The following is a 23355-nucleotide window of genomic DNA, read 5'->3' on the forward strand; positions in this document are numbered from 1 at the left end:
GTTCATCGAGGCGGGCCCCAACCGGATCCTGACCAACCTCGTCGGTCGGATCCTCGCGGACGTCGACCACGTCGCGCTCAACGTCGACGACAAGACCAAGTCGGCGTTCCTGCCGTTCGCGGACCTCTTGGCGTCGCTGCATGCCCTCGGCCTGCCCACCCTCGACGTCGATCCGTGGTTCGCCTGGCGCGACCTCGACGACATCGGCGTCGCGGAACTACGCGCTGCGGCGACCCACCGCAGTCCCGTCGAGGTCACCGTCACGCCGACGGGGGTTGTTCCAACCGCGGACGCGGCGAATCCCCCGGCACCAGCGGACCCCCCGGTACCGACGACGGCCCCCGCGCCGCCGCGGACACCGGTCGTCGGCGACGTGGTCGAGCCGGTCTACGGTTCCTCGGCGGTAACCTCGTCCAGGCCCAGCAGCGACTTCGAATCCGAGGTGGTCGACGTGTCGCAACAGTCCCGGCAACCCGAGTCCTGGGTTCAAGAGACTCTTCTCCAGTGGATCCAGCTCCAGACCGAACAGACGCGCCTGCTCGAGCGGTTCCTCGCAATCCAGACCGGTGAGGCCGTGCAGACCGGTCCTGCAGCCTCCGGTGTTTCCCGGGCCGTCAGCCCCGGAGCCGCCCCGGTTTCGTCACCGGCAGCGCCGGCCGGTTGGCTCGGCCAGTCCACCGCATGGAGCGCTCCTGCGGCACCGGTTCCGACGCCTCCTCCCGCCCCGGCCGAACCACCCGTGGCCGCGGCCGACGTCCCGGTGCCACCAGCCGGTGCGGTCGCCTCGACGACGAACGGCACGAACGGATCGCACGCGAACGGATCCTCGGATGTCGGCGAGGGTCAGCCGGTGACCGCGACGATCGAGCCGGCCCTGACGCCCTCTGCTGGAAACAGTGGGGACACCGTCCCGACCGTGGAGGTCTTCGCCGCCGATCTGTTGGCGGAGGTCAGCTCGCGTACCGGGTATCCGCAGGACATGCTGGAACTGGACCTGCCGCTCGAGGCCGGTCTCGGGATCGACTCCATCAAGGTCCTCGAGATCTTCGGCGGACTGCGCCAGTACCACGAGGTGCTCGCCGACGCAGATGCTGACGACGAGGAGCTCCTCGCCAAGTTCGTGGAGCTGGAAACCCTCAACGACATCATCGGCGCCTACCAGGAGAAGCGAGCCGACCTCGTCGGTGTGGACTCCGGCGGTGGTGCGGCCCCTTTGGCCTGACCGGACCCTCGAGGGGGTCCGGTGAATCGCACGGAGCGCTGGAACGCTCGGTCCCCGCCGGCGTCCCCCTCGAAATCGACGTTCCTGCCGCGGTCCCGTCCGGGACTGTCGCTGTGGTCGGCGGGTCCAGCCGCGCTGCGCAGATCATCGAGGAACTCGGGGCGCTCGGCGTGGTCGTCCGGCAGGTCAACTCGCCGGAGGCCGTGACGGATCCGACCACGGTTGGTCTGTTGGATCTGAGCGCGCTCGACGGATTCCAGGTGAGCGCCGACGCGGCAGTCGACCGGGTGCAGGCGACGCTGGAGCTCGCCAGGGCTGTGGATGCCCGTCCGGAGCAGATCAGCGTCGTAGTCGTGACGTCAGTCGACGGCCGGCACGGGTTCGCCGGCGGTGAACTCGTCGCGGATGCGCCCATCCAGGCGACGGGAGTGGGTTTCTGGAAGGGCGCCGCGAAGGAATGGCGGCGCCACAGGGTGCGCTGTGTCGACGTCGCGTCGACGGTCGAAGCGTCCGCGATCGCCCGCCACGTTTCCTCGGAGCTTGCCGGCGCCATACCCGGTGACGAGCTCGAACATGGCCTCGACAGCGAGGGGCTCTGGGCGATCCGCTTGGAGTCCCACGCCGTCAGCGGGGACACGGAGCTCGCCGCCGACGCCGTCGTTCTCGCCGTCGGCGGGGCCCAGGGCATCGGTGCGGACATCCTCGCCGGTGCCGTCGCAGGCCCCGGCCGCACGATCGTGATCGCGGGTCGCACCGATCCGGCTGTGACGGAGGAATCGGCAGCGCTCTCCGCCGCCACCACCGAGGCCGAGATCCGCGACGTTCTGATCGCCGAGGTGCGGGCCGCAGGTGACCGTCCCAAGCCGGTGGAGATCGAACGATCGCTGCGACGCCTTCTGTCCGAGCGGCGCGTTCGGGCGACTGTCTCCCAGCTGACAGGTCTCGGAGCGAACGTCGAGTACCACTCCCTCGACGGGCGAGATGCCGCCGCCCTGGTCGCACTGGTCGCCTCGACGATCGAACGGTACGGCCGCCTGGACCTCGTGTTGCATGCAGCGGGCGTCATCGCCGACGCCCCGGTCACCCGCAAGGACGACGAGTCCATGGAGCGGGTGCTCGTCACCAAGGTGGCTCCGGCCCTGGCCCTGTGTGACGCGGTCCCCGATGAGACGACAGTGCTGTTCTTCGGTTCGGTGGCTGGGCGTCTGGGCAACGCCTCGCAGTCCGACTACGGCGCTGCCAACGAGTTCCTGGCCAAGCTCGCAGCGTCCCGACGTTCGGTCGGCGCCGACGTCCGGTGCCTTGCCTGGGGACCGTGGGACTCCGGGATGGTGTCATCGGGGCTCATTGCGGCCTACGACGCTCTCGGCATCGTTCCGATCGCGGTCACAGCGGGGGTGGAGGCCTTCGCCCGGGAGCTGACCGACTCGCCGGGTCGGGCCGAGGTCGTCCTGGCCAACAGCACCGACGTCATGGCGGGGTTGCGATGGCCGCCATCCGCCGCCACGATTCTGGGATCGTGATGAACGAGGACCGCGATATCGCCATTGTCGGGATGTCGGCACTGTTGCCGGAGGCCCGCGATGTCGACGAGTACTGGCGCAACGTCGTCAACGGAGTCGATGCCATCACCGACGTCGGCACCGACCGGTGGCCGGCCGTGGCGCCAACCGGTGCCATCCGCATCGGCGGACTGGAGCTTCCGCGACGGGGAGGTTTCGTGCCGACCCCCGTCGCCTTCGACGCCCTGAAGCACAAGGTCGTGCCGTCGGCGGCGAAGAGTCCCACGTTCGACCAGTTCGTCGTCATCGATCTCGTGGCCGATGCGCTCGCGGACGCCGGGATCGGTGAGGACGACCCCGTGCGCGAGTCGACGGACCTGATCGTGGGGCGGGGCGGCTACCCGACAGCGGGGATCGCCCAGTCGATGGGACAGGCCGAGGGGATCGAGTGGTTCACCCGTTACCTGTCGGCGAACATCGAGGGGATCTCAGCGGCCGACATCGAGGGGATCGCGTCCGATATCCGCGAGCGGTTCGGAGCGCCGACGGGCGAGGCGATCGAGACGACGGTTCCGAACTTCGCCGCGAGTCGGGCGGCCAACAGACTGGACCTGATGGGCGCCGCCTACGTGGTCGACGCGGCGTGCGCCTCCTCGCTGATCGCGGTGGAGCACGCGGTCGATCGGTTGCGGTCCGGTCGAGCCGACGTGGGTATCGCCGCAGGGGTGAACTTCTTCCAGTACCCGGCCTTCTGGTGGATGCTGGGGATGGTCGGGGCGACCTCCCCGACCGGAAACAGCCGTCCCTTCGACGTGTCGGCCGACGGCATCGTCTTGTCCGAGGGGGCCGGCGTTGTCGTTCTCAAGCGCATGGCCGACGCCATCCGCGACGACAATGAGGTCTACGCGGTGGTGAAGGGAGTCGGGAGCTCGAGCGACGGTCGGGCCAAGGGGCTGCTCGCTCCGTCGCCCGCCGGCCAGCGCCTTTCTCTCGAGCGTGCGTACCGCGATGGCTCGGTTGACCCGGCGAGCGTAGGGATGATCGAGACTCACGGCACCGGTACACGGATCGGAGACGCTGCGGAGCTCGCCACGATCCGCGAGGTATTCGGGCCGCGCCCGAACCGTCATGCCACCCGGCCGCTCGGGTCCGTCAAGTCGATGATCGGTCACACCATCCCCGCGTCGGGGATCGCCTCGATGATCAAGATGGCACTCGCCCTGCGGGACAAGGTGCACCCACCGTCCCTCAACGTCGAGGCACCTATCGAGGGATTCGACGACGTCGACTTCTTCGTAAACACGGAGCTCCGACCCTGGGTCCGCGACCCCGACCACGGCCCCCGACGCGGGGCTGTCAACGCGTTCGGGTTCGGCGGCGTCAACTCCCACCTCATCCTCGAGGAAGCCGGCGGACTGGCCAACCGCGCCCGTCGCACAACGGGGTTCAGGTCCCGAAGCCCGATCAGCGTCGTTGCTCGACCCAGCGAGCTGGTGATTGCCACCGCGCCGAGCAGGGCGAAGCTCGCCGAACCGCTGCGGTCCGTGCTCGAGCTGGTCGAAGCAGAGGCTGACGCCGATCTCGAGTTCGCGGCACTTCACCTGGCGCGTCTCGCTGAGCCGAGCCTGCCGTGGCGGCTCGCAGGCGTGGTCGCCGCGGCCGACTGCGACGTGGCGGGTCTGCTGCGCGAGCTGATCCGGCGCGTCGACGCCAGCGGGGATGTGGCGGATCTCGGACTGAGCATCGTCGAATCCGCCGATGCCGGTGGTTCCATGGTTGCTCTCTTCGGCGGAGCAGCGCCGGGAATGATCGACGATGCGCCATCCCAGCAGCTCGACAAGTACCTCCACTTCACATCGGCACAGGACGCGCTCGACCTGGTCGAGGGCGGGACGGGCCACTTCGAGGACCCGTACGGTGTGAGCTTCCAGCTCCGGCCTCCGCGCTGGGTCCCTACCGCCGATCGTCGCCAGATGGCGCTGAGATTCCAGCCGGTTCCCACCTCCGGTGGCGAGAACCCCCCGCCTTCGAAGTGGCCGCTCCTGGGGCCGGTGATGCCGGCGGTCCAGTACGCGTCGTGGTTGATCGCGCGTGACCTCGCCTTCGATGTGGAGCGGATCGTCGCCATCTCGAACGGCGAGGCGACGGCGTTGGCAGCGGCTGATGTCGTGGACTTCGAACCGCTGATTCGCACGATCAGGGATCTCTACTCCAACGACTTCTACACCGGCTACGACTGGAGCTCGATCTCCGGTGGGTTCGTCTACGCGACCGAAGACCGCCTCAGTGAGTACCTCGATCGCCACGCAGAGGTGGAGATCACGGTCCACGTCGACGAGGAGATGCAGTTCATCGGTGGTCCGACGGAGGTGATGGCCCAACTGACAGAGGAACTCCGTGCTGACGACATCGTCATAGCCGAGATGCAGCTCGGGGGGATCCACAGTCGTCACGTCCGACCCGTGACGGACCAGTTGGTCACCGAGGCCGAGGCGGGATTCGAACCGAGGGAACCGTCGATTCCGATCCTCGTCGCGACGGGTGCGGGCCTCATGGACTCCGACGGGCGTGCGGTGCTGCGCGAGATCAGCGAGTCGATGTCGCGACCACTGAGGCTGTGGCAGGCCATTCAGGACATGGTCGACGAGGGTGTCCGCTCAGTCGTCGAGCTTGGCCCCACGACTCAGCACATCCAGTTCAACAAGCGCCTCGACGCCGCGGAGCCATCGGTGGTCGTGTGCACCGAGAAGACCGGTGTCCACCCCGTCACCCAACTCCAATCGGTGGTTGCCGAGCTGCTGATCGCGGGCAAGCGCGTCGATCCCGCCGGGCTGTTCGTCGGTCGTGTCCCCCGGGGGTTCGCCTTCCGACCGAGGCGATCGGACCGGTCCGTCGAGTTGTCGACCACATGGGATCCCCTCGGGGACCCCTCCAGCGACGCCGGACGGTGGAAGGCCATGCGGCCACCGATGGCCCGCACTGCGCGCCGCCCCTTCGTCGGGGAGACGACAGTCGCCGCCGACGGCTCGCTCACCAACCGTCTCCGCTTCGACTTGGACGTCGACACCCACATCGTGGACCACACGTTCGTCACCGACGATGGCCGTCCTGCAGAGAAGAGGTTCCCGGTCGTGGCGCTGACAGTTCTCGTCGAGGCCATGGCCGAGACGGCGCTCGAGGCAACCGGAGCGCCGGCCGTTCGCGAGGTACGCGACGTCAGGGTCACGCGCTGGGTCTCACTCGCCGATCTGCGGGCGCTCGACGTTGAACTCGTGGCACGACCTGTCGTCGATATCGACCTCCCCGAGGGTGTCGACGCCGCGACCGAGGTCACGCTCTGCGTCGATGACGTGGTGCACGGAACCGCGCGGTTCCTCGTCGGTCCGCCGGTCCCGCCGACCAGCCGGCGGACGGTCACCCCGGACCATCTCGTCAACGTCCGCGTTCCCATGGGTCCCTCGCAGATCTACGGCGAGCGCCACTTCTTCCACGGTCCCGCCTTTCAGTGCCTCCACTCGGTCGACGTGGCATCGGAAGCGGGAGTGACCGGGACCTTCGTAACCCGTGACCCGCTCGAGTTGTTCTCGTGGGCCGAACAGCCGCAGCTCGCTCTCGATCCGGTGATCCTCGACGGCGTGGGCCAACTGCTCGCAGCGTGGTTCTTCGGGACCGAGCTGAAGATGTTGCCGACGATGATCGACAGGATCGAGGTGTTCGGTTCGACACCGGCACCGGGGACGGTCCTCGATGCGGCTGTGGCGCCCGTCGACGTCGACACCGATGCTCGCTTCTCCGTATTCGATGCCGAGGTCGGCGATGGGAGCGGCCTCGTCTGGATGCGGGTGAGCGGTTTCCGCGACTGGCTCTTCGCCGAGGACGCGGCCCTCACCGGAATCCGGCTCGCTCCGGCGACGCACATGACCTCGTCTCCGTTGCCGATCGCCGGGCTGCCTCCCGAGGTCACGGTCACCGTGATGCCCCGTTTCCAGCTGAACGAACTCCAGCTGACCGTCGTGCCGATCATCATCTTGCATGCCGACGAGTTCCGTGAGTACGAAGGCTTCACGCAGCGGCGTCGGAAGCTGGACTATCTCCACGGTCGGATAGCGCTGAAGGACGCCGTTCGGGCGGCTCTGGGGCGCCCGGTGCATCCCCACACGGTGCGTGGCAGGTTGCTCGACGGCCGGGGTTTGCAGGTCCAGATCCCCGGTCACGACGCCCGTGTGCACGCGAGCGTGACACATGGCCCCACGGGTGCCGCGGCGGCCGTCGCCGGGCGTCCGGTCGGTGTGGACCTCGAGACCTTCGATGCGTTGAGCTCCGTCGAGTCGGAGTCTTTCTGCACCCCTGCGGAGTTGGCGTTCGGCAGCGGACTGGTCGACACGGCGGCGTGGAAGTGTGCGCTGTGGGTTGCCAAGGAGGCGACGGCGAAGCTGACCGGTGCGGGGCTGCGCGGTCGTCCGTTCCGTTGGGAGATCATCGGCTACGACCACGCGCGTGCAACCGTCGGCGTCCGCGATGGCGAGACCGGTCGCGTCGCCACGGTGTTCCTCGCATGGATGGCCGGCTCCGTGCTCGGTGTGGCCCTTGATCAGATCGGCGGTGCGTCATGACCGAACGGACCACGTTCGACGAGGCGCGCGATCGGAAACTGTTGAAGCTTCTCGACGTGGCCTCGATCCCGACGGCCATGCTCGCTCGGTGCGTGCGTCCGATTTCCGTCGAGCGGCTGATGAAGGAAGCGCGCTCTCATGAGGGGCTTGACGACTTCGGCGAACCCGACATCACGGTGCCGTTGCGACATCTGGTGGATCCGATGCGTCGCGACGACCGACTCAAGAACGTGGGGGAGTTGATCCAACGCGAGTCGATGCGGCGACTGCTGCGTTCACGGCTGAGGATCGTCGACCACCTGAAGCGCCATCCCGAAGTCGAACGTACCGAGGTCGACCGGCCAGTCTTCATCATCGGGCTTCCCCGGACAGGCACGACCCTGCTCCAGCACGTCCTCGCTTCTCATCCCGAGGTTCGCGCGGTCGAGGGCTGGGAGTCGTTCGACCCGTTGCCCCGCGGGGATGCGTCACGGCGACGGGACTATCGCAACTATCTCACGATGGTGAAGCTGATCGCCCCTGCGGCGCTCACCGTGCATCCGATGGAGCCGGAGGGCCCCGAGGAGGGCCTCGAGATGATCGACCGGACCCTGTACTCACAGACGTTGGCCTTCTTCGGATACCGGGAGTATTCGCAGTGGTTGTACTCCCGTTCAGACGCTGAGCTCATCGAGGCATACGGCCTCTATGCCGCCCAACTGAAGCTCCTCGTCGGACAACGTCCCGGTCGGCTGCTGGTCAAATCGCCTGCGTTGCTGGGCATGCAGGGGGTCCTGAGCCTCTACTTCCCCGATGCCCGTTTCATCTCGACGCATCGTGATCTGCGGGCGGTCATCCCGTCGTCACTCAGCATGGCGGCCGTGCAGGGCGTCGCGACCCGGCGGGTCGACCCGTTGAGTCTTGGTAGCAGTCTCATCTCCAATCTGGGGAACCTGACCGCTTCGGTACTGCGCGGCGTCGATGACATGGATCTGGCTCGACACCGGGACGTCCGGTTCCACGAGCTGATGGAGGATCCGGTGGGTGTTTGTCGCGACCTGGTCTCGTGGCTCGGCCTCGAGCTGTCCGACGACCTGGACGATCGGATCGCGAAGGTGCTGCGGGAGATGCCCCGTCACAAGTACGGGCGTCACGTCTACAGGCTCGAACAGTTCGGTCTCGCGGAAGCGGACATCGCCGATCTGGCGGACGGGTACGCGGAGCAGTTCGGTCTTGAACGGGAGTCTTCCCAGGACTGACCGCCCGTACAGGGAGGGCCGTGCACCGCCGTGGTGTCGGTTGTTCACCGCGAAGCGTTGAGCTCCTCGAGCAGGGCGACCGCTCGCTCACCGCCGCGGTCCGATGTCATCTGATGCGCAAGCTGCCCGGCCCGTGCGCTCATCGCGTCATCGGCGGCACACCGGCGAATGGCTGTTGCGAGTTCGACCGGATCGGCCCGGCGGAAGTCGACCTTGGTACCGACCCCCAACTCCTGCACCCGGTCGGCCCAGTAGTACTGATCGAGGAAATGGGGGATCACGACCGCCGGGGTGGCGGCGCGCACGACTGCGTGGGTCGTCCCCGCCCCCCCGTGGTGGATCACGGCGGAGCAACGGGGGACCACGCTCGCGTAGTCGAGATGATCCACCCGCAGGAACTCGGATTGTCCCTGTACCCCTTCCGCCATCGACTCGGGGATCTGCAGAAGGGCCCTCACCCCCGCCCGCTCGAGACCTTCGAGGAGCCAGCCTCCTTCCGCGATGACACCTTCGATCGCAACGATGCTGCCGACGGTGAGGAGTACCGGAGGGTCTCCTGCATCGAGGAAGGCCGCCACCTCTGCGGACGGGGTGGCAGGCTCGCGGGGCGTTTCCAGCTGGCCGACGACGTGGATCGGTCCGCCCCGGCTGTGCCGGGCATCGCAGAGGGCCGGACTCGCCGCCACGAGCGTGAGGTCGCTGTCGGTGACCAGCCGTTGGCCTCGGAACCTGGGCCGGACCCCGGTCGCCTGCCTGAACTGCCACAGCCCGAGAGTGGCGTCGAGCGCCAGGGCGGTGAGGAGTCCGCAGCCGGCCTCGAGATTGCGGATCGTGCCGAACAGACCGTTTGCCGGAGCCTGGCCGACGAAGCTGAGAGGGGCGGGCTGGAGAAGAGCGCTCGGGATCCGGGCGGCTCGCGCCGCGAATGCAGTCGGGTACATGATCGGGTGGCGGACGATGAGGTCCGATGTCGCCGCGAGGCGTACGGACTCGTCGTGGACCTCCCCCAGGAGCGGCCAGAGAATGTGACCGGTGATGGTGCGGAGCTTGCGGATGGGACCGCGTCGGCTGTCGACCTCGCGTCGTATCGCATCGATGTCGATCTCGTCGATGTGGGCTCGCCCCATGCTGCGGATCGTCAGACGGTCGTCGTCGGCCAGCTCGACGTCACTGAGTGCCCAGTAGGACAGGGCGACGTCGTGGCCGTGATCCGCGAGAACCCGGGCGAGGGCGTGGAACGGCCGGATGTCGCCCTCGGTTCCCCAGGTCATCAGGGCAACTCTCACGTGGTCAGTGTCCCATGGTTCTGCGTCGAAACCGATTCGGTCCGCGGCGCCCCGTGACGTGCGTCCACCGCTGAATCCGACGGCCCCCGCGACTGGACGAGGCGGCTTCAGTACCGCACGGTGTCGGCGAAGTGTTCGTGGCGGCGGCCGAGAACGGCTTCGGCCGCGGTGATCCCGGTGCGGGCCGCCTTGTCGATGCCGACGCCGCGCGAGCGGGTCGTGTCCCCTGCGAGGAACAGGCCGTCGACCCCGCGAACCACCGCGTCGGGCCGTACGGCGCCGACGAGGCCGGGCTTGTTGATCACGCCGTAGGTGGTGACGAGGTGGGGTTTCTTCCACAGGGCCCGCTTCGCCGCGGGCAACATGTCCTCGATGTCGAGCCAGAGCTCACGGAACTTCTTGTCGATCCATGCCTTGTCGCCGTAGTGGGCCACGGCATCGAAGGCCGCTCCGACACAGGTGAGGTACTCGCCGTCGGGTGACACGCTCGGGTCGTAGCCCGTGAAGTTCAGCGTGAAGCCGGGCAGCCCCGTTCGGGGAGTGGCGAAGAACGACGCCATCTCGCGCTCGGTCATCGCGATGACCGGCTCCTTCGCGGCGATCCAGTATCCGAGCCAGCACGCCCGGTTGCCGTTCTTCTTGAGGAGTCGGATCCGTTCGAGGAGGTCGAAGGGCAGCGCCCCCTCATCGAAGAGAGGGGGCAGGTTCCAAACCGGCACCGTTGCGACGACGTTGTCGGCCTCGATGGTCGAGCCGTCAGCCAACCGGACGCCACGTACCGTCCGGTTCTCCACGATGACCCTCTCGATCTTCGTCTTCTGCAGCAGCGTTCCGCCGGCTGTGGTGAACGCGTCGGCCATCGCCTTCCAGAGTCGGTCCCAGCCCCCGAGTGGGTAGAAGGAGTAGCCGGCGGTGCGCTTGAGGGAGTAGTGGAGCTTGCGTACGTAGAGGTTCTCCGACGCCGAGTGTTCCCACGGGTGGGTCGTGATCTGCTCGAGCATCGAGATCGCCTCCCAGACCAGGAACACGCCCTCGTCGGAGGTGTACTGCGCCATCCACTCCCGCAGCGACGCATGGTCCCAGCGGTCGAGTTCGGACCAGGGGGTCTCGATGAGTGCCTCGATGCAGCGCTTGAGGCCCTCCTTGGAGGCACCTGCGTAGTGCTCCTGTATCGGCTTCCAGCCGTCGCGGTCCCAGAAGGGCATCGAGTCGGACCGCTGCGAGTGCTCGAGGGGGACGTTCATCAGTTCGCAGACCCTGGTGAGGCTGTCGCCCGGATCCTCGACGAGGTGCGATCCCAGCCCGAGTTCGTGTCCCTTGTGGCGCCAGTGGCGGGACCGGCCACCGAGTGCGGCCTGTCGCTCGACGAGCGCGACCGAGCGTCCCGAAGAGGCGAGGATGGACGCGCTCACTATTCCTGCGGTCCCCGCGCCGATGACGACGGTGTCGACCTTCATCGTGGTCCCCCTGGTTGCTGTCAGGCCCAGAGCTTCGCCGCTGCGCAGGTCGCGGCGCCACCCGGCGTGATCAACCCGGCCGCAGCGACCGACTGTGAGGGTTCCTCCAATCGACACGGCGACACGTCTTTGCGAGGATCCTGGGCGGACGAGGAGGGCACATGGCCGATTACCGGGCCGCAATCGAAGGCATGACGATCCCGGGGGTCGTCGACCGTGCCGCGCACAACCGCGGCGGAGCGGCGCTCGTCTTCGCCGACGAGCGGGTCACCTGGAGCGAGCTCGCCGACAGGAGCCGTTCGGTGGCCGCCGGCCTGCAGGGCCTGGGGATCGGCCCGGGTGACCACGTCGCCTACATGATGGTGAACGGCGTGGACATAGTCGCGGTGATGGTCGGGGTCATGCGCCTCGGGGCGGTGGCCGTCCCCGTCAACGCCCGGTACAAGGGGGCCGAGATTGCCCACGTCGTGTCCGATGCGGCCGTCGCGGCCGTGATCGTGGACGACATGTACCTCGAGGACGCGGCCGGTGCGCTCTCGGAGCGGTCGCGGTTCGAGAGTCTTCGTCATGTGATCGGCGGCGACGGCTCTCACGCCGGGTTCGTCGCATGGTCGACCCTCCGTGACGCCGATCCCCGGGATGCCGAGCGGGCCGCCGACGCAGCGGCGATGGACCCGGATGCACTCGCGATGATCTTGTACACGTCGGGGACGACCGCCCGCCCCAAAGGGGTCATGCACTCCCAGGCATCGATCCTCGGTTCGAGTGCGAGCCTCGCCGAACGTCTCGAGCTGCGTGCCGATGACCGCTGGTGGTCACCTCTGCCCCTCTTCCACATCGCGGCGATCGCCACGCTCAACGCCGTGTTCATCGCGGGTTGCACACTGGTCCACGCGGGCTTCTTCGAACCCGGCCTCGCCGTGCGGCAGCTGTCGGCCGAACGCTGCACGCTCGCGTTCCCGGCGTTCGAGACCATCTGGCTGGCCGTCCTCGACCACCCGGACTTCGCCGACGCTGACATCTCGGCGCTCGAGCGGGTGGTGAACATCGGCATACCGGAGCGGCTGCGCGCCATGCAGGAGCGCCTCCCGTCAGCGGTGCAGGTCTCGGCCACGGGTTCCACCGAGTCGGGAGGTTTCCTCGCCATCGGCGAGATGACCGACACGCTCGCCGAGCGCGTCAACACCAACGGCCATGTGCTTCCCGGCATGGAGGTGAAGATCCGCGACATCGAGACCGGTGAGGACCGGGGGCCCGGCAGTACGGGCGAACTGCTCTACCGTGGGCCGTCGCGCCTCATGGGATACTGGGCGGATCCGGAGGTGACGGCGGAGCGGATCGACGGGGACGGCTGGTTCCGCAGCGGCGACGTCTTCCGGTGGGACGCGGACGGTCGGATCACCTTCATCGAGCGGCTCAAGGACATGTTGAAGGTCGGCGGAGAGAACGTCGCGGCAGCCGAGATCGAGGACTTCCTGGCCGCCCACCCCGCCGTACGCATCGTCGCGGTCGTGGCCGCCCCGGACGCCCGCTACGTGGAGGTACCGTGTGCGTTCGTCCAGGCTGCCGACGGCGTAGAGGTGACCGAGGCCGAGCTCGTCGAGTTCTGCAGGGGCGAGATCGCGACGTTCAAGGTCCCCCGGTACGTCCGCTTCGTGGACGAGTTCCCCATGTCGGGAACAAAAATCCAGAAGTACAGGCTGCGCGAGATCATCGCAGCCGAGTTGGCCGAGGCCGGCATCACCGAGGCGCCCCGTATCTCGTCGAGCTAGGTGGCGCCGCCGTTCGTCCTGGACGGGTGTTCAGCGTCGATTCAGGTCGATGTGTGAAGGTGAGGGAATGCGGATTCTCGTCGTGGAGGACGAACGGACGGTTGCGTCCGCGGTCCAGCGCGGGCTGCGTGCCGAGGGATTCGACGTGGACGTGGCCGACAACGGCGACGACGGGTACTGGATGGCCACCGAGGGCGGCTACGACGCGGTGGTGCTCGACGTGATGTTGCCGGGCCGTAACGGCTTCCAGGTGTGTCGGGATCTGCGGGCGGCCGGAAGCGCGGTGCCGATCCTCATGTTGACCGCCAAGGACGGCGAGTACGACGAGGCCGAGGGGCTCGACACCGGCGCCGACGACTATCTCACCAAGCCGTTCTCGTTCGTGGTCCTGACGGCACGGATCCGTGCTCTGATCCGGCGCGGGCGCGCCGACGACGCCAACACCTTCGAGGTGGGCGATCTCCGACTCGATCCTGTCCGTCACCGCTGCAGCCGCGGGGACACCGACATCGAGTTGACGGCGCGCGAGATGGCCGTTCTGGGACTGCTCATGCGCCGGGCGGGTGATGTCGTCGCCAAGTCCGACATCCTCGACAACGTGTGGTCGTTCGACTTCGAGGGGGATCCCAACATCGTCGAGGTCTATGTCGGCCGCCTTCGTCGCAAGATCGACGAGCCGTTCGGGGCCCGGTCGATCGTGACCGTGCGCGGCGTCGGCTACCGCTTCGAGTCGAAGGGTTGAGCGGTGCGTAGTCTGCGGCTACGGGTCACCGTTCTCGCGTCGCTCGCCACCCTCGTGCTGATGGCGGCGGCCGGGGCAGCGCTGGTCGCCTATCAGCGCAACCAGTTGTTCGCGACCGTCGACGCCGCACTGGACGAGACCGTCACCGAGGTCGAACGGACCCTCGACGTCACCTTCGGCCGCCGCTTCCAGCCGGTCCGCAACCGGCTCCCGCCCCTCCAGGACGTCGTGTTCGTCGTCGGGTCCTCCCCGCGGACCCTCCAGCTGCTCGATGCCGACGGCTCGGTCGTGGTGGCGAGCGGGGACTTCACGGGTCTCGGGCCGGTGGTCGATGCCGCGGCGATCCTGGCGGACGATGGCACCGCGATCGACGACACCGTCGACACCGGCGAGGTGCGCTACCGGGTCGCTTTCGCGGTCGTCGACCCCGACAACCCGAAACTGTTGGTGGCCGGAACGTCGCTGCTCGACGTCGACGAGTCCCTACGGAGCCAGCGTCGTGGACTCTTCGTCGGGGTGCCGGCGTTGTCGGCGATCATCGGTGGGCTCATCTGGGTGGTTCTCGGCCGAGCCCTGACGCCGATGGAGGCGATTCGCCGTGAGGCGGCCGAGATCGGCAGCGAGGACCTGAGTCGTCGGGTTCCGGTTCCGGATGCGTCGGTCGAGCTGGAGCGTCTCGCCGAGACCCTCAACGACATGTTGGCGCGCCTGGACCGCTCGGCGGAGCAGCAACGCCGCTTCGTCGCCGACGCCTCGCACGAGTTGCGGAGCCCGCTCGCAGGCCTCCGCAGCCAACTGGAGGTCAATCTGGCGCACCCGGAGACGGCCGACGTGGTCGACAGCGAGGAGGCCATGTTGGCGGAGACGATCCGGATGCAGAACCTCGTCGAGGACCTGCTCGTGTTGGCGAGAACGGCCCGACCCGATGCGTGGGTTCCGTCGACACCGGTCGACCTCGACGACCTCGTGCTGGCAGAGGCTGTGCGGATCCACTCCGGCGGGGTCGCGGTCGAGACCGCCGACGTGTCGGGGGCTCAGGTCGCCGGTGACCGGGGCCAGCTCGAGCGGGTCGTCCGCAATCTGGCCGACAACGCGGCGCGCCACGCCCGCTCGAAGGTCGGCTTCTCGTTGAGGGAGACCGGCCGCGTGGTCGAACTGGTGGTCGTCGACGACGGCCCTGGCGTTCCCGTCGCCGAGGCGGAGGCGATCTTCGACCGCTTCACGCGCCTGTCCGAAGCACGTGACCGCGACTCGGGTGGCAGCGGTCTCGGTCTGGCGATCTGCCGCGAGATCGTCGAGCGCCATGGCGGCTCGGTCGTACTCGACGCCGCCCACACCGGCGGCGCCCGCTTCGTCGTTCGTCTCCCGCTGCCCGGGTCCGGGAGAGACTCCTGAGTGGCAGTTCAGGTCGCCAGGGGCGTCTCCGGCGAGGCCATCGGTCGCGACACCATGAGCCGCGCCCGCAGTGGCGCCAGTCCGAGCGCGGTGGCGGCTGCGACGATGATCTCGGACTGGGCGGCGGAGGGGCCGGCGCGGCCGGCCCATGCGACGCCGACAGCAGCCCGCAGGAGGCCATCACGGCGGATCGGGTCGAGGTCGCCGGCCACCACGCCGAGCGCATCCCACAGCCCGAGGTCCAGGCACGCGTCGCCCAGGTCACGCTCGAGGTCGGTGTCTTTGTACCGGGGCCGGGCGAGTCGGGCGATCGCGTCGATCGTGGTCACCCGTAGATGGGGATCGGTCACCTCGCCGGCGGCTGCGACCGAGACGATCAGGTAGCGGGCGCACTCGGCGAAGCGGGCCTCGAACTCGGCGTGGTGCATCACCGGGATGTGGGCGACGGTGTCGGTCGGGTGGTTCCACAAGGATTTCATGGCTGTTCGTCCAGAGGTCGGAGCCGTGGTGTCACAGTCAGCATCGGCGTCTCCCCGGCAGCGCCGAACGTCAGGATTGATGATCTCGTGGCGGTGTGGTGATCGCCACGAGAGCCCGGGCGAAGCTGTCGTAGGTGTGGTTGGCGAGGACGAAAGCCGGACCGATCCGCTCCGCTTCGGCTCTCATGACCGGGAGGCGTCCGAGGTGCGTGGTGATCGCGGCGGCCAGGTCACCGGGGGCGCTGCTCGCCGCGGTGACCGCCGGATATCCCTCGGGGAGCTGGAGAAGCGCCGGCGGGGTGGTCAGGACCGGGACGCCGTAGCCGACGCCCTTCAACAGGGTTCCGCGGACACGCGCCTCGGCGTCGAAACTCCCGGGGATGATCGCAGTGACCATGTGGGCCTCACGGTGCAGTTGCGCGAACTCGGCCTCGGTGTGGTGGCCGTCCCGGACCCGGACCTCCAGATTCGGGGTGTCGTCGAGGCCGGTGACCATGGACGATCCCGGGCCGGCGATGTCGAGCACTGTCGGGATCCCGGTCGCAGCCAACGCCGCGATCACGTCATCGGGTCGCTTGTCGGGCCTCATCTGCCCGGCCATGAGCACCCGCAGCGGGGACATGGTCGTCGGGCCGGGGATCCTGGCGGCATCGGTGACGTGGCGCTGTTCGACGACCGGGTAGCCGGCGAGGTGGATCTGGGCCCGGGGTTCGAACCGTTCGATGGACTCGACGGCCGACGGCCGGAAGGTAACGACGGTGGCGCCGGTGAGTGCCCGCCGCCATGCAGCGTTGCGAAATGCCGTCAGGACGCCCTTGAAGGCGTGGTCGCGGCCAAATCCCTCGGCGAGCTGTGTCGCGCCGTGCACCACGTGGACGACGTCGCGGAACCCCCTCGGTCTGATCCACCGGTTGAGGACGCGGGCGTCGAGTTCGAGGTCGACGAACACGTCGCTGCCAAACGCCCGTGCTGCGCGGTGGCCGGTCGCACACGACCGTGCACCGGCGGCCATGGAGCGGACCACACGTTGATGGCGTTCGGTCGCCGGTACCGCCACCCGCATCGGCCGGGGGTCCGGGTCCTGCAGTGAACCCTCGGGCCGCAGGACGAGGACCTCGTGGCCGAGCTCGGCGAACGCCGCAGCGAGTGGCTCCGCCAGGAAGGCCTGGTGCCCTCCGTCGGGGAGCGGGTCGAACAGGGCGATGCGCACGGCCCCAGGGATACCACGGGCGATGTCGGGCGGAGAATCGTGGTGCCCTCGCGGGAACCTCCACCTGAACACCTGTTCAGGCTGTCAGGGACCTTTCAGGGGGGTCGTTCATCGTCGTCGGTGTGCACAGCGCACACCGACACACAAGGAGCGAGACGATGAACGACACCTCCACCACCACGACCGGAGCCACCGGTCCCAAGCGAAACGGTCGCAGGGCGATGGGCTTCGCCCTCGCCGGTCTCTCCGTTGCCGGAGTCGGCCTGATTGCCGTGCCGGCGGTGGCCGGCGCCCAGGACGGCGACGACACGGCGACGGCGCCGGAGGCCGCCCACGGACCGGGGATGGTTCTCGACGACCTGGTCGCCGACGGGGTCATCTCCCAGGATCAGGCCGATGCGATCGAGGAGGCCTTCGTGACCCACCGGATGGAGGCCCGTGAGGCACGCGGCGCCTTCGACCTCGAGGTGATCACCGACCTTCTCGGCCTGAGCGGCGAGGAGATCCACGAGGCGCTCGTGGGCGGTCAGACCCTGGCCGACCTGGCGATGGACCAGGGGGTCGCGGTCGATGACCTGATCGACGCGATCGTCGCGGAACGCCAGAGCATGCTCGACGAGAAGGTCGATGCCGGTGTCCTGACCGACGAGCAGGCCGCGGAGATCTCCGAGGGCCTCGTCGAGCGGGTGACGGCCAGGGTCAACGGCGAGCGTCCCGAAGGTGCCCCTGAGGACGGCCCGGGATTCGGGCGACGTGGCCGGTTCGGCCCGCCGCCCGCCGGGGCTCACGGCGATGGGTCGGCGACCGGCACCGTCTTCGCCTGAGCGGCTTTCCGCAGGTCCCCTCCACCCCCATCGGTGCCCCGGTCCCCGTGACCGGGGCACCGACGCGTGCGGGCCGATGCGACTCCGTCATCGTGACCCGCGCGAGCCGATAGGGTTCACGGAGTCGCCGTTCTTCGGCGCAGGCCCCCAAATCGCCGGTGTCGCCCCCACGTGGTGACGGACCCCGTCCGGCGGAGTCCCATCTGATCGTCTGAGTTCGCGCGCCGTGGCCGGGTGCACCCGCCCCCCACAGCCCACTGGATCCCTGCATGTCTTTCGAAGCAAGTACTCCCTCCGGACACGGCGCTGCCGCGCCCGCCGGGCCTCGTCCCGGCCTCGTCGCCCGCTTCACCGGCGGGGCGTCGCCGCGCAAGGAGCTCCTCGCCGGTCTGGTCGTGGCCATCGCCCTGATCCCCGAGGCCATCGCGTTCTCGATCATCGCGGGGGTCGACCCTGCCGTCGGGCTCTACGCATCGTTCTCCATCGCCGTCATCATCGCCTTCACCGGTGGGCGTCCCGGGATGATCTCGGGCGCCACGGGGGCGATGGCTCTCGTCATGGTCCCGCTCGTGCGGGACCACGGTGTGGAGTATCTCTTCGCGGCCACGATCGCCACCGGCGTCGTCCAGGTGATCTTCGGGGCGCTCGGCGTCGGGCGGCTCATGCGGTTCGTGCCGCGCACCGTCATGGTGGGCTTCGTCAACGCGCTGGCCATCTTGATCTTCCTGGCGCAGCTCGAACACGTCGTGGGGGAGTCGTGGGGCGTGTGGGCGATGGTCGCCGTCGGGCTCGGCCTCATCTACGGGATCCCCAGAATCACGAAGGCGATCCCCGCTCCGCTCATCGCGATCGTGGTCCTCACCGCGGTGGCGGTCGGCTTCGACATGGGTCTCCCGACCGTCGGCGACATGGGCGAGCTGCCCTCCGACATCCCGTTCTTCGGCCTCCCCGACGTCCCGTTCGATCTCGAGACGCTGCGGATCATCGCCCCCTACGCGGTGACGCTGGCGATCATCGGATTGTTGGAGTCGATGCTCACAGCGCAGCTGCTCGACGACATCACCGACACGCGCTCGGACAAGGACCGCGAGTCACGGGGTCAGGGCATCGCGAATGTCGCCACCGGGTTCCTCGGTGGGATGGCCGGCTGCGCCATGATCGGCCAGTCGATGATCAACGCCCGCTCCGGTGGTCGGAGCCGCCTCTCGACGCTGTCGGCCGGTGTCTTCCTCCTCGTGATGATCTTCGCCCTCGGCGACCTCGTCGCGGTGATCCCCATGGCGGCGCTCGTCGCGGTCATGGTCGTGGTGTCGGTTGCGACCTTCGACTGGTCGAGCCTGCGGCCGAAGTCGCTTCGGTCGACGCCCAAGTCCGAGACGGCGGTCATGGTGGTCACGGTGGGGACCGTCGTGCTCACCCACAACCTCGCGTACGGCGTCGCCGCGGGTGTCGTCCTCGCGACGGTCTTCTTCGCCCGCCGTGTGGCCCACCTCGTCGAGGTCACGAGTGTGTTGGATCCCGACGGTGACGAACGTGTCTACGCGCTGACGGGCGAGCTGTTCTTCGCCTCCACCAACGAACTCGTCCACTCGTTCACCTACGACGACACCGTCGCCAGGGTGGTGATCGACCTGACCGACGCCCACGTGTGGGACTCGTCGGCCGTCGCGACCCTCGACGCCGTGGTCGACAAGTTCGAGAGACGCGGGATCACCGTCACCCTCGTGGGGCTGAACGAGGCCAGCCGGGCGCTGCACACGCGCCTGACGGGCCAGATGGACACCGGTCACTGACACGACGACGGGGCATCGTCGACGCTGTCACAGCCGTCGGCGACACTGACCCCATGGCATTCGGTCAGCAATCCGGTCCACCCGCGACGCACCGCCAGGTTCAGCAGCTTCTCGAGCTGTTGAACGAGGCGGGCCACGTGGACTTCCGCGACGCACGTGGCCCCATGGGCTTCACGCAGCGCCAGGCCGGTGGGAAGTTCACCCGTGACGAGGCCGACGCGTTCATCGCGGAGCTCGAGGCGGACGCCGCGGCTGCCGAGGGAGTGGTGGCCCCCGCTGACTCCGCGCCTGCCGTCGCGCCGGCACGCGCCCCCCGCCAGACGGCGGCGGAGAAGCTCGCAGCTGGTCTACCCGACGGGGTTCTCGCCGCGGAGCTCCAGAGCCGCGGCTGGGTGGTCATGGAACCCTGAGCCCGCCTCCGGCAGGTCAACGGTTGCGGCGCTTCATTTCCTTGACCTCGCGGTAAACCCGCCCGAGCCGTCGGTCGGCCCGCCGGTGCGCTGCCGGGTCGGCGCGTAGCTCGGCGGAAGCGGCCTCACGCCGCAGTTCTTCCCATGCCCCGAGACGTTCGGCGCTGAGCTCGCCTTCTTCGACGGCGGCACGGACGGCGCATCCGGGTTCGGTCGTGTGGGCGCAGTCACCGAACCGGCAGTCGAGCGCCAACTCCGCGATATCGGCGAATCCGGCGTCGACCGTGTCGACGTCTGCGACGATGCCCACCTCACGCACCCCAGGGGTGTCGATGAGACGCACCGGGCCGTTCAGGAGATGGAGCTGTCGGGCCGTCGTCGTGTGGCGGCCCTTGTGGTCGCCGGTTCGAACCTCGCTCGTCCGGGTCGCCTCGTGGCCGGCCAGCGCGTTGACGAGTGTGGACTTTCCGGCGCCCGATTCCCCGACGAGCACGAGCGTCGTGTCCACACACCGCTCGAGGAGCGCGGACATGCCGTCGGCCTTCGCCGCCGAGACCGCGATCACGTCGACGCCGGGGATGGCAGTGATGATCTCGTCGGTGATGGCGGCCACGTCTTCGACGAGGTCCGCCTTCGACAGGATCACGAGCGGGGTGGCGCCGGCATCCCAGGCGAGGGTCGCGAAGCGCCGGACCCGACCGAGCTTCACCGGTCGGTCCAGACCGCACACGATCCCCACGATGTCGACGTTCGCGGCGATGGGCTGGGCGCCCCCAGTGGAGGGGTCGCGGCGCGCGAGGAGCGAGGAGCGGGGCAGCACGCCCTCGACCGCGTCGGGTCCGACGATCACCCAGTCGCCCACCGCCACCGGCGGTGTGGTCGCGCGCAGCAGGAAGTGCTCCGTGCCGGACGCCGTCCCCACCAGTACCGCCGTGCCGTCGTGGCGCAGCACGCGTCCCGGCTCGCCGGCGGCCGCATCGGTGGCGAGCGCCTCCCACCGATCCGACCACCCGAGCATCTCGAAGGTTGCTGGCGCGGCCGCCCCACCCGATCCGGGCTGATCGTCATCCGACACAGGTGCAGTCTCGCCGCTGCGGGCCCCGTGCGCCCGTGGTTTCCGCGCGGGACGAGTTGCCGGCGATTGTCGGAATTGTGCAGGCGGTCACCGGCTAGCGTTGGGTACCCGCCTCTGCCCGCATCTGGAAGGCATTTCACGTGACCGCAGTCCTCGTCCACGGTGTACCCGAGACGGCCGGCGTGTGGGGCCCGATGACGGACCACCTGGCCGGCGACATCGTCACGCTGAGTCTGCCGGGATTCGGTACGCCGCTGCCGGAGGGCTTCGAACCCACGAAGGAGGCCTACGCGCAGTGGCTTGCCGGCGAATTGGCGTCGATGGGCGAGCCGGTCCATCTCGTGGCCCACGACTGGGGGGCACTGTTGTCGTTGCGTGTGCTCGCCGGCCGGCCGGGCAACATCGCATCGTGGGTGCTGGACTTCGGCGATATCGACGCTGGCTTCGCCTGGCACGACCTGGCTCAGCTGTGGATCTCACCCGGTGGTGAGGAGTTCATGGACGGGTTGCTCGCCATGTCGGTCGAGGATCGCGCCGCGATGCTCGCCGCCGCCGGTATCCCCGAGTCCGGGGCGCTCGACATGGCCGCAGGTATCGACGACACGATGGCGGCGGCGATCCTGTCGCTCTACCGGTCGGCGGTGGACGTCGGCGCGGAGTGGGGCCCGGGCATCGACGAGGTCACGGGCCGAGGGATGATCATCCAGGCGACGAACGACACCTACGGCAGTCCAGCGAGAATCGCCCGTCTCGCGGAGAGGACCGGCGCCCGGGTCGCTCCGATGGAGGGCAGCGGGCACTGGTGGATGCTGGACGATCCGGCGGGTGCGGCGGCTCTCATCACCGATTTCTGGGGCTTCAACCAGTCCGACGTCTGGGACACGTAGCCGCCGGCGCCTGACAACACGCCGACGACGAGCGCCCACGCCCAGATGGGCCAGCCCACGACATGGCGCCGGTCGCGCCGCTGTTCGCGTGCCGCACCCAGCTCGGAGCGGATCCACGCCCCGGCGACGTACACGACGGCGGCCCCCGCTATCAGCGCTACTGATGCACGGAGCCAGGTGAGTACGAAGATCGCCAGCGGGAGCGCGAGGTACACGATGGTCGCCGTCGACAGCCACGTTGGCGGACGATCCACGCCGGCCCCGGCCAGTGGCATTGGCTGCGCAACCCGCGTGTTCACATGCCACTAATCGACATCCGCGAATCAACACTGAGGAGAAATGATTGAGGAACATCGGCCGCACGTCGCGCTGACAGGCGGTGCAGTTCGGCCCACCTAGTGGTGCCGGTAAGCGGATCGGCCCCGTTGCGGATAGTGGGTTGTAGGAGCGGATCCCCAGCCCGGGGTCGGGCGAGACGCAGCGGTTCGGGCGTCTCGCCCGCCCTGTGACCAGCCGTTGCCTCCTAGGCCGGATGACCTAGCGAGATATCTCTAAGTATTCCTTGCGTGGGTTGAAGCGCTGGGGTTAGCGTGCGGGGGTCTGATGCTGCCGCGGGGCGGGTACGGGCTTAGGAGGCGGTGTCATGGTGGGTGTGTCGCGTCGTTGGTGGGGTCCGTGGATCCTTCGGATTTCGATCGCGGTGGTGTTGGGTTTGGCGGCTCAGGTGGTGGTGACTGCGCCGGTGTTCGATTCGGTGTCTCGCTGGGTCGGTTCGCCGAATGTGGTGCCGGCGTTGGCTGCGGGGTCGAATCCGGCTCCGTCGCCGTCGGGCGCTCCGGTGACGTTCCCGTTCAACGGCGGCCTGGACCCGGCGTCGACGCCGACGTTGTCGACGTTGACGAACCCCGATTTCGAGGATGCGCCGTTGTCGTTGGGGCAGTTGAACACGAACTCGGAGATGGACCCACCGGACGCGACGACGCTGTTGTCGAACGGCGATTTCGCGACGAATGATCTGACTGGTTGGGCGACTCTGGAGGGCACGCCTGTCGTGGAGGCGCGCGGCGCGGATTCAATGGTGCGGTTGTCGGAGGCGAAGATCCAGTCTTCTGCGATAGCGGTCCCGTCGGGCGGCGCGTCGGTGCTGTTCGATGTCGAGTTCACCGGCAACAGCAAGAACGAAGTGAAGGCGTACGTCTATTCGTCGGCTGACAGCTATACGGCTGAGACTCAGGTCGATGTTCACCGCTGCGCGTACTGCAGCGAGTGGCGGCTGAACATGTTCGACGCGACGCCGTGGGCTGGCCTTTCGATCAAGGTCGCGCTGCGTGACGGGTCGGGCACGGTCCGGGTGGACAACGTCACGTTGGCCGATCCGATGGTCGGCTGGGACACCGATGAGATGTGGTCCTTCGAGTACGGCGTGTCGGACCCGGTCGTGCACATCACG

17 protein-coding genes are annotated in these 23355 nt (G+C 68.5%); 12 read left to right on the top strand and 5 right to left on the bottom strand.

Features of this window, described 5'->3' with window-relative positions; genetic code table 11:
- From RIE08_06505 to RIE08_06520, 4 genes are all read left to right on the top strand, one after another.
- Positions 1-1222 (top strand): phosphopantetheine-binding protein (locus tag RIE08_06505; protein ID MEQ8717244.1); only part of this gene is annotated, 1222 nt, incomplete at its 5' end.
- A gap of 113 nt (positions 1223-1335) precedes the next feature.
- On the top strand, positions 1336-2745 hold the full coding sequence (locus RIE08_06510) for an SDR family NAD(P)-dependent oxidoreductase (protein ID MEQ8717245.1): 1410 nt from the start codon (positions 1336-1338) through the stop codon (positions 2743-2745).
- Entirely contained in the window at positions 2745-7337 is a 4593-nt protein-coding gene (locus RIE08_06515; GenBank protein ID MEQ8717246.1) for a beta-ketoacyl synthase N-terminal-like domain-containing protein, read from the top strand. The genes RIE08_06510 and RIE08_06515 overlap by 1 nt, the downstream gene beginning before the upstream one ends.
- A complete protein-coding gene (locus RIE08_06520) occupies positions 7334-8575 on the top strand; it encodes a sulfotransferase (GenBank protein MEQ8717247.1) in 1242 nt (413 codons plus the stop codon). The genes RIE08_06515 and RIE08_06520 overlap by 4 nt, the downstream gene beginning before the upstream one ends.
- A 44-nt stretch (positions 8576-8619) precedes the next feature.
- Here RIE08_06520 and RIE08_06525 read toward each other — a convergent pair whose 3' ends face one another.
- Positions 8620-9846, bottom strand: coding sequence for a glycosyltransferase (locus tag RIE08_06525; protein MEQ8717248.1), 1227 nt, complete (start codon positions 9844-9846; stop codon positions 8620-8622).
- Between the two features lie 122 nt (positions 9847-9968).
- Positions 9969-11318, bottom strand: coding sequence for an FAD-dependent oxidoreductase (locus RIE08_06530; GenBank protein ID MEQ8717249.1), 1350 nt, complete (start codon positions 11316-11318; stop codon positions 9969-9971).
- Positions 11319-11479: 161 nt separating this feature from the next.
- On the opposite strand from RIE08_06530, the gene RIE08_06535 reads away from it, so the two are divergent.
- The 3 genes from RIE08_06535 (at position 11480) to RIE08_06545 (ending at position 15227) form a co-directional block, all read left to right on the top strand.
- Positions 11480-13090: a class I adenylate-forming enzyme family protein gene (locus RIE08_06535; protein ID MEQ8717250.1), complete on the top strand. Its 1611-nt coding sequence runs from the start codon at positions 11480-11482 to the stop codon at positions 13088-13090.
- A 67-nt stretch (positions 13091-13157) separates the two neighbouring features.
- On the top strand, positions 13158-13832 hold the full coding sequence (locus tag RIE08_06540) for a response regulator transcription factor (protein ID MEQ8717251.1): 675 nt from the start codon (positions 13158-13160) through the stop codon (positions 13830-13832).
- A 3-nt stretch (positions 13833-13835) separates the two neighbouring features.
- A complete protein-coding gene (locus tag RIE08_06545; protein ID MEQ8717252.1) occupies positions 13836-15227 on the top strand; it encodes an ATP-binding protein in 1392 nt (463 codons plus the stop codon).
- 8 nt (positions 15228-15235) lie between these two features.
- Here the strand turns inward: RIE08_06545 and RIE08_06550 are convergent, their stop codons facing one another.
- Both RIE08_06550 and RIE08_06555 read right to left on the bottom strand, forming a co-directional pair.
- On the bottom strand, positions 15236-15706 hold the full coding sequence (locus RIE08_06550) for a hypothetical protein (GenBank protein ID MEQ8717253.1): 471 nt from the start codon (positions 15704-15706) through the stop codon (positions 15236-15238).
- Between the two features lie 70 nt (positions 15707-15776).
- Positions 15777-16916, bottom strand: coding sequence for a hypothetical protein (locus RIE08_06555; GenBank protein ID MEQ8717254.1), 1140 nt, complete (start codon positions 16914-16916; stop codon positions 15777-15779).
- Between the two features lie 158 nt (positions 16917-17074).
- Between RIE08_06555 and RIE08_06560 the strand changes: the two genes are divergently transcribed.
- The 3 genes from RIE08_06560 to RIE08_06570 all read left to right on the top strand — a co-directional run bounded on the left by RIE08_06560 (position 17075) and on the right by RIE08_06570 (position 19943).
- Positions 17075-17740 (top strand): hypothetical protein, encoded by a 666-nt coding sequence (locus RIE08_06560; protein MEQ8717255.1) that lies wholly within the window; start codon positions 17075-17077, stop codon positions 17738-17740.
- A 269-nt stretch (positions 17741-18009) separates the two neighbouring features.
- Entirely contained in the window at positions 18010-19533 is a 1524-nt protein-coding gene (locus RIE08_06565; protein ID MEQ8717256.1) for a SulP family inorganic anion transporter, read from the top strand.
- A 53-nt stretch (positions 19534-19586) separates the two neighbouring features.
- Positions 19587-19943: a hypothetical protein gene (locus RIE08_06570; GenBank protein ID MEQ8717257.1), complete on the top strand. Its 357-nt coding sequence runs from the start codon at positions 19587-19589 to the stop codon at positions 19941-19943.
- A 16-nt stretch (positions 19944-19959) separates the two neighbouring features.
- Here the strand turns inward: RIE08_06570 and rsgA are convergent, their stop codons facing one another.
- The gene (gene rsgA / locus RIE08_06575; protein MEQ8717258.1) at positions 19960-21018 is read right to left on the bottom strand and encodes a ribosome small subunit-dependent GTPase A; all 1059 of its coding nucleotides are present in this window, start codon (positions 21016-21018) and stop codon (positions 19960-19962) included.
- A 140-nt stretch (positions 21019-21158) separates the two neighbouring features.
- Between rsgA and RIE08_06580 the strand changes: the two genes are divergently transcribed.
- Positions 21159-21905 carry an alpha/beta hydrolase gene (locus tag RIE08_06580; protein MEQ8717259.1) on the top strand — a complete coding sequence of 249 codons (747 nt, stop codon included), beginning with the start codon at positions 21159-21161 and terminating at the stop codon, positions 21903-21905.
- A gap of 838 nt (positions 21906-22743) precedes the next feature.
- The coding region (locus tag RIE08_06585) for a hypothetical protein (protein ID MEQ8717260.1) at positions 22744-23355 on the top strand (612 nt) is incomplete at its 3' end.

This window comes from Acidimicrobiales bacterium (genome assembly GCA_040219085.1).
GTDB lineage: Bacteria > Actinomycetota > Acidimicrobiia > Acidimicrobiales > JAVJTC01 > JAVJTC01.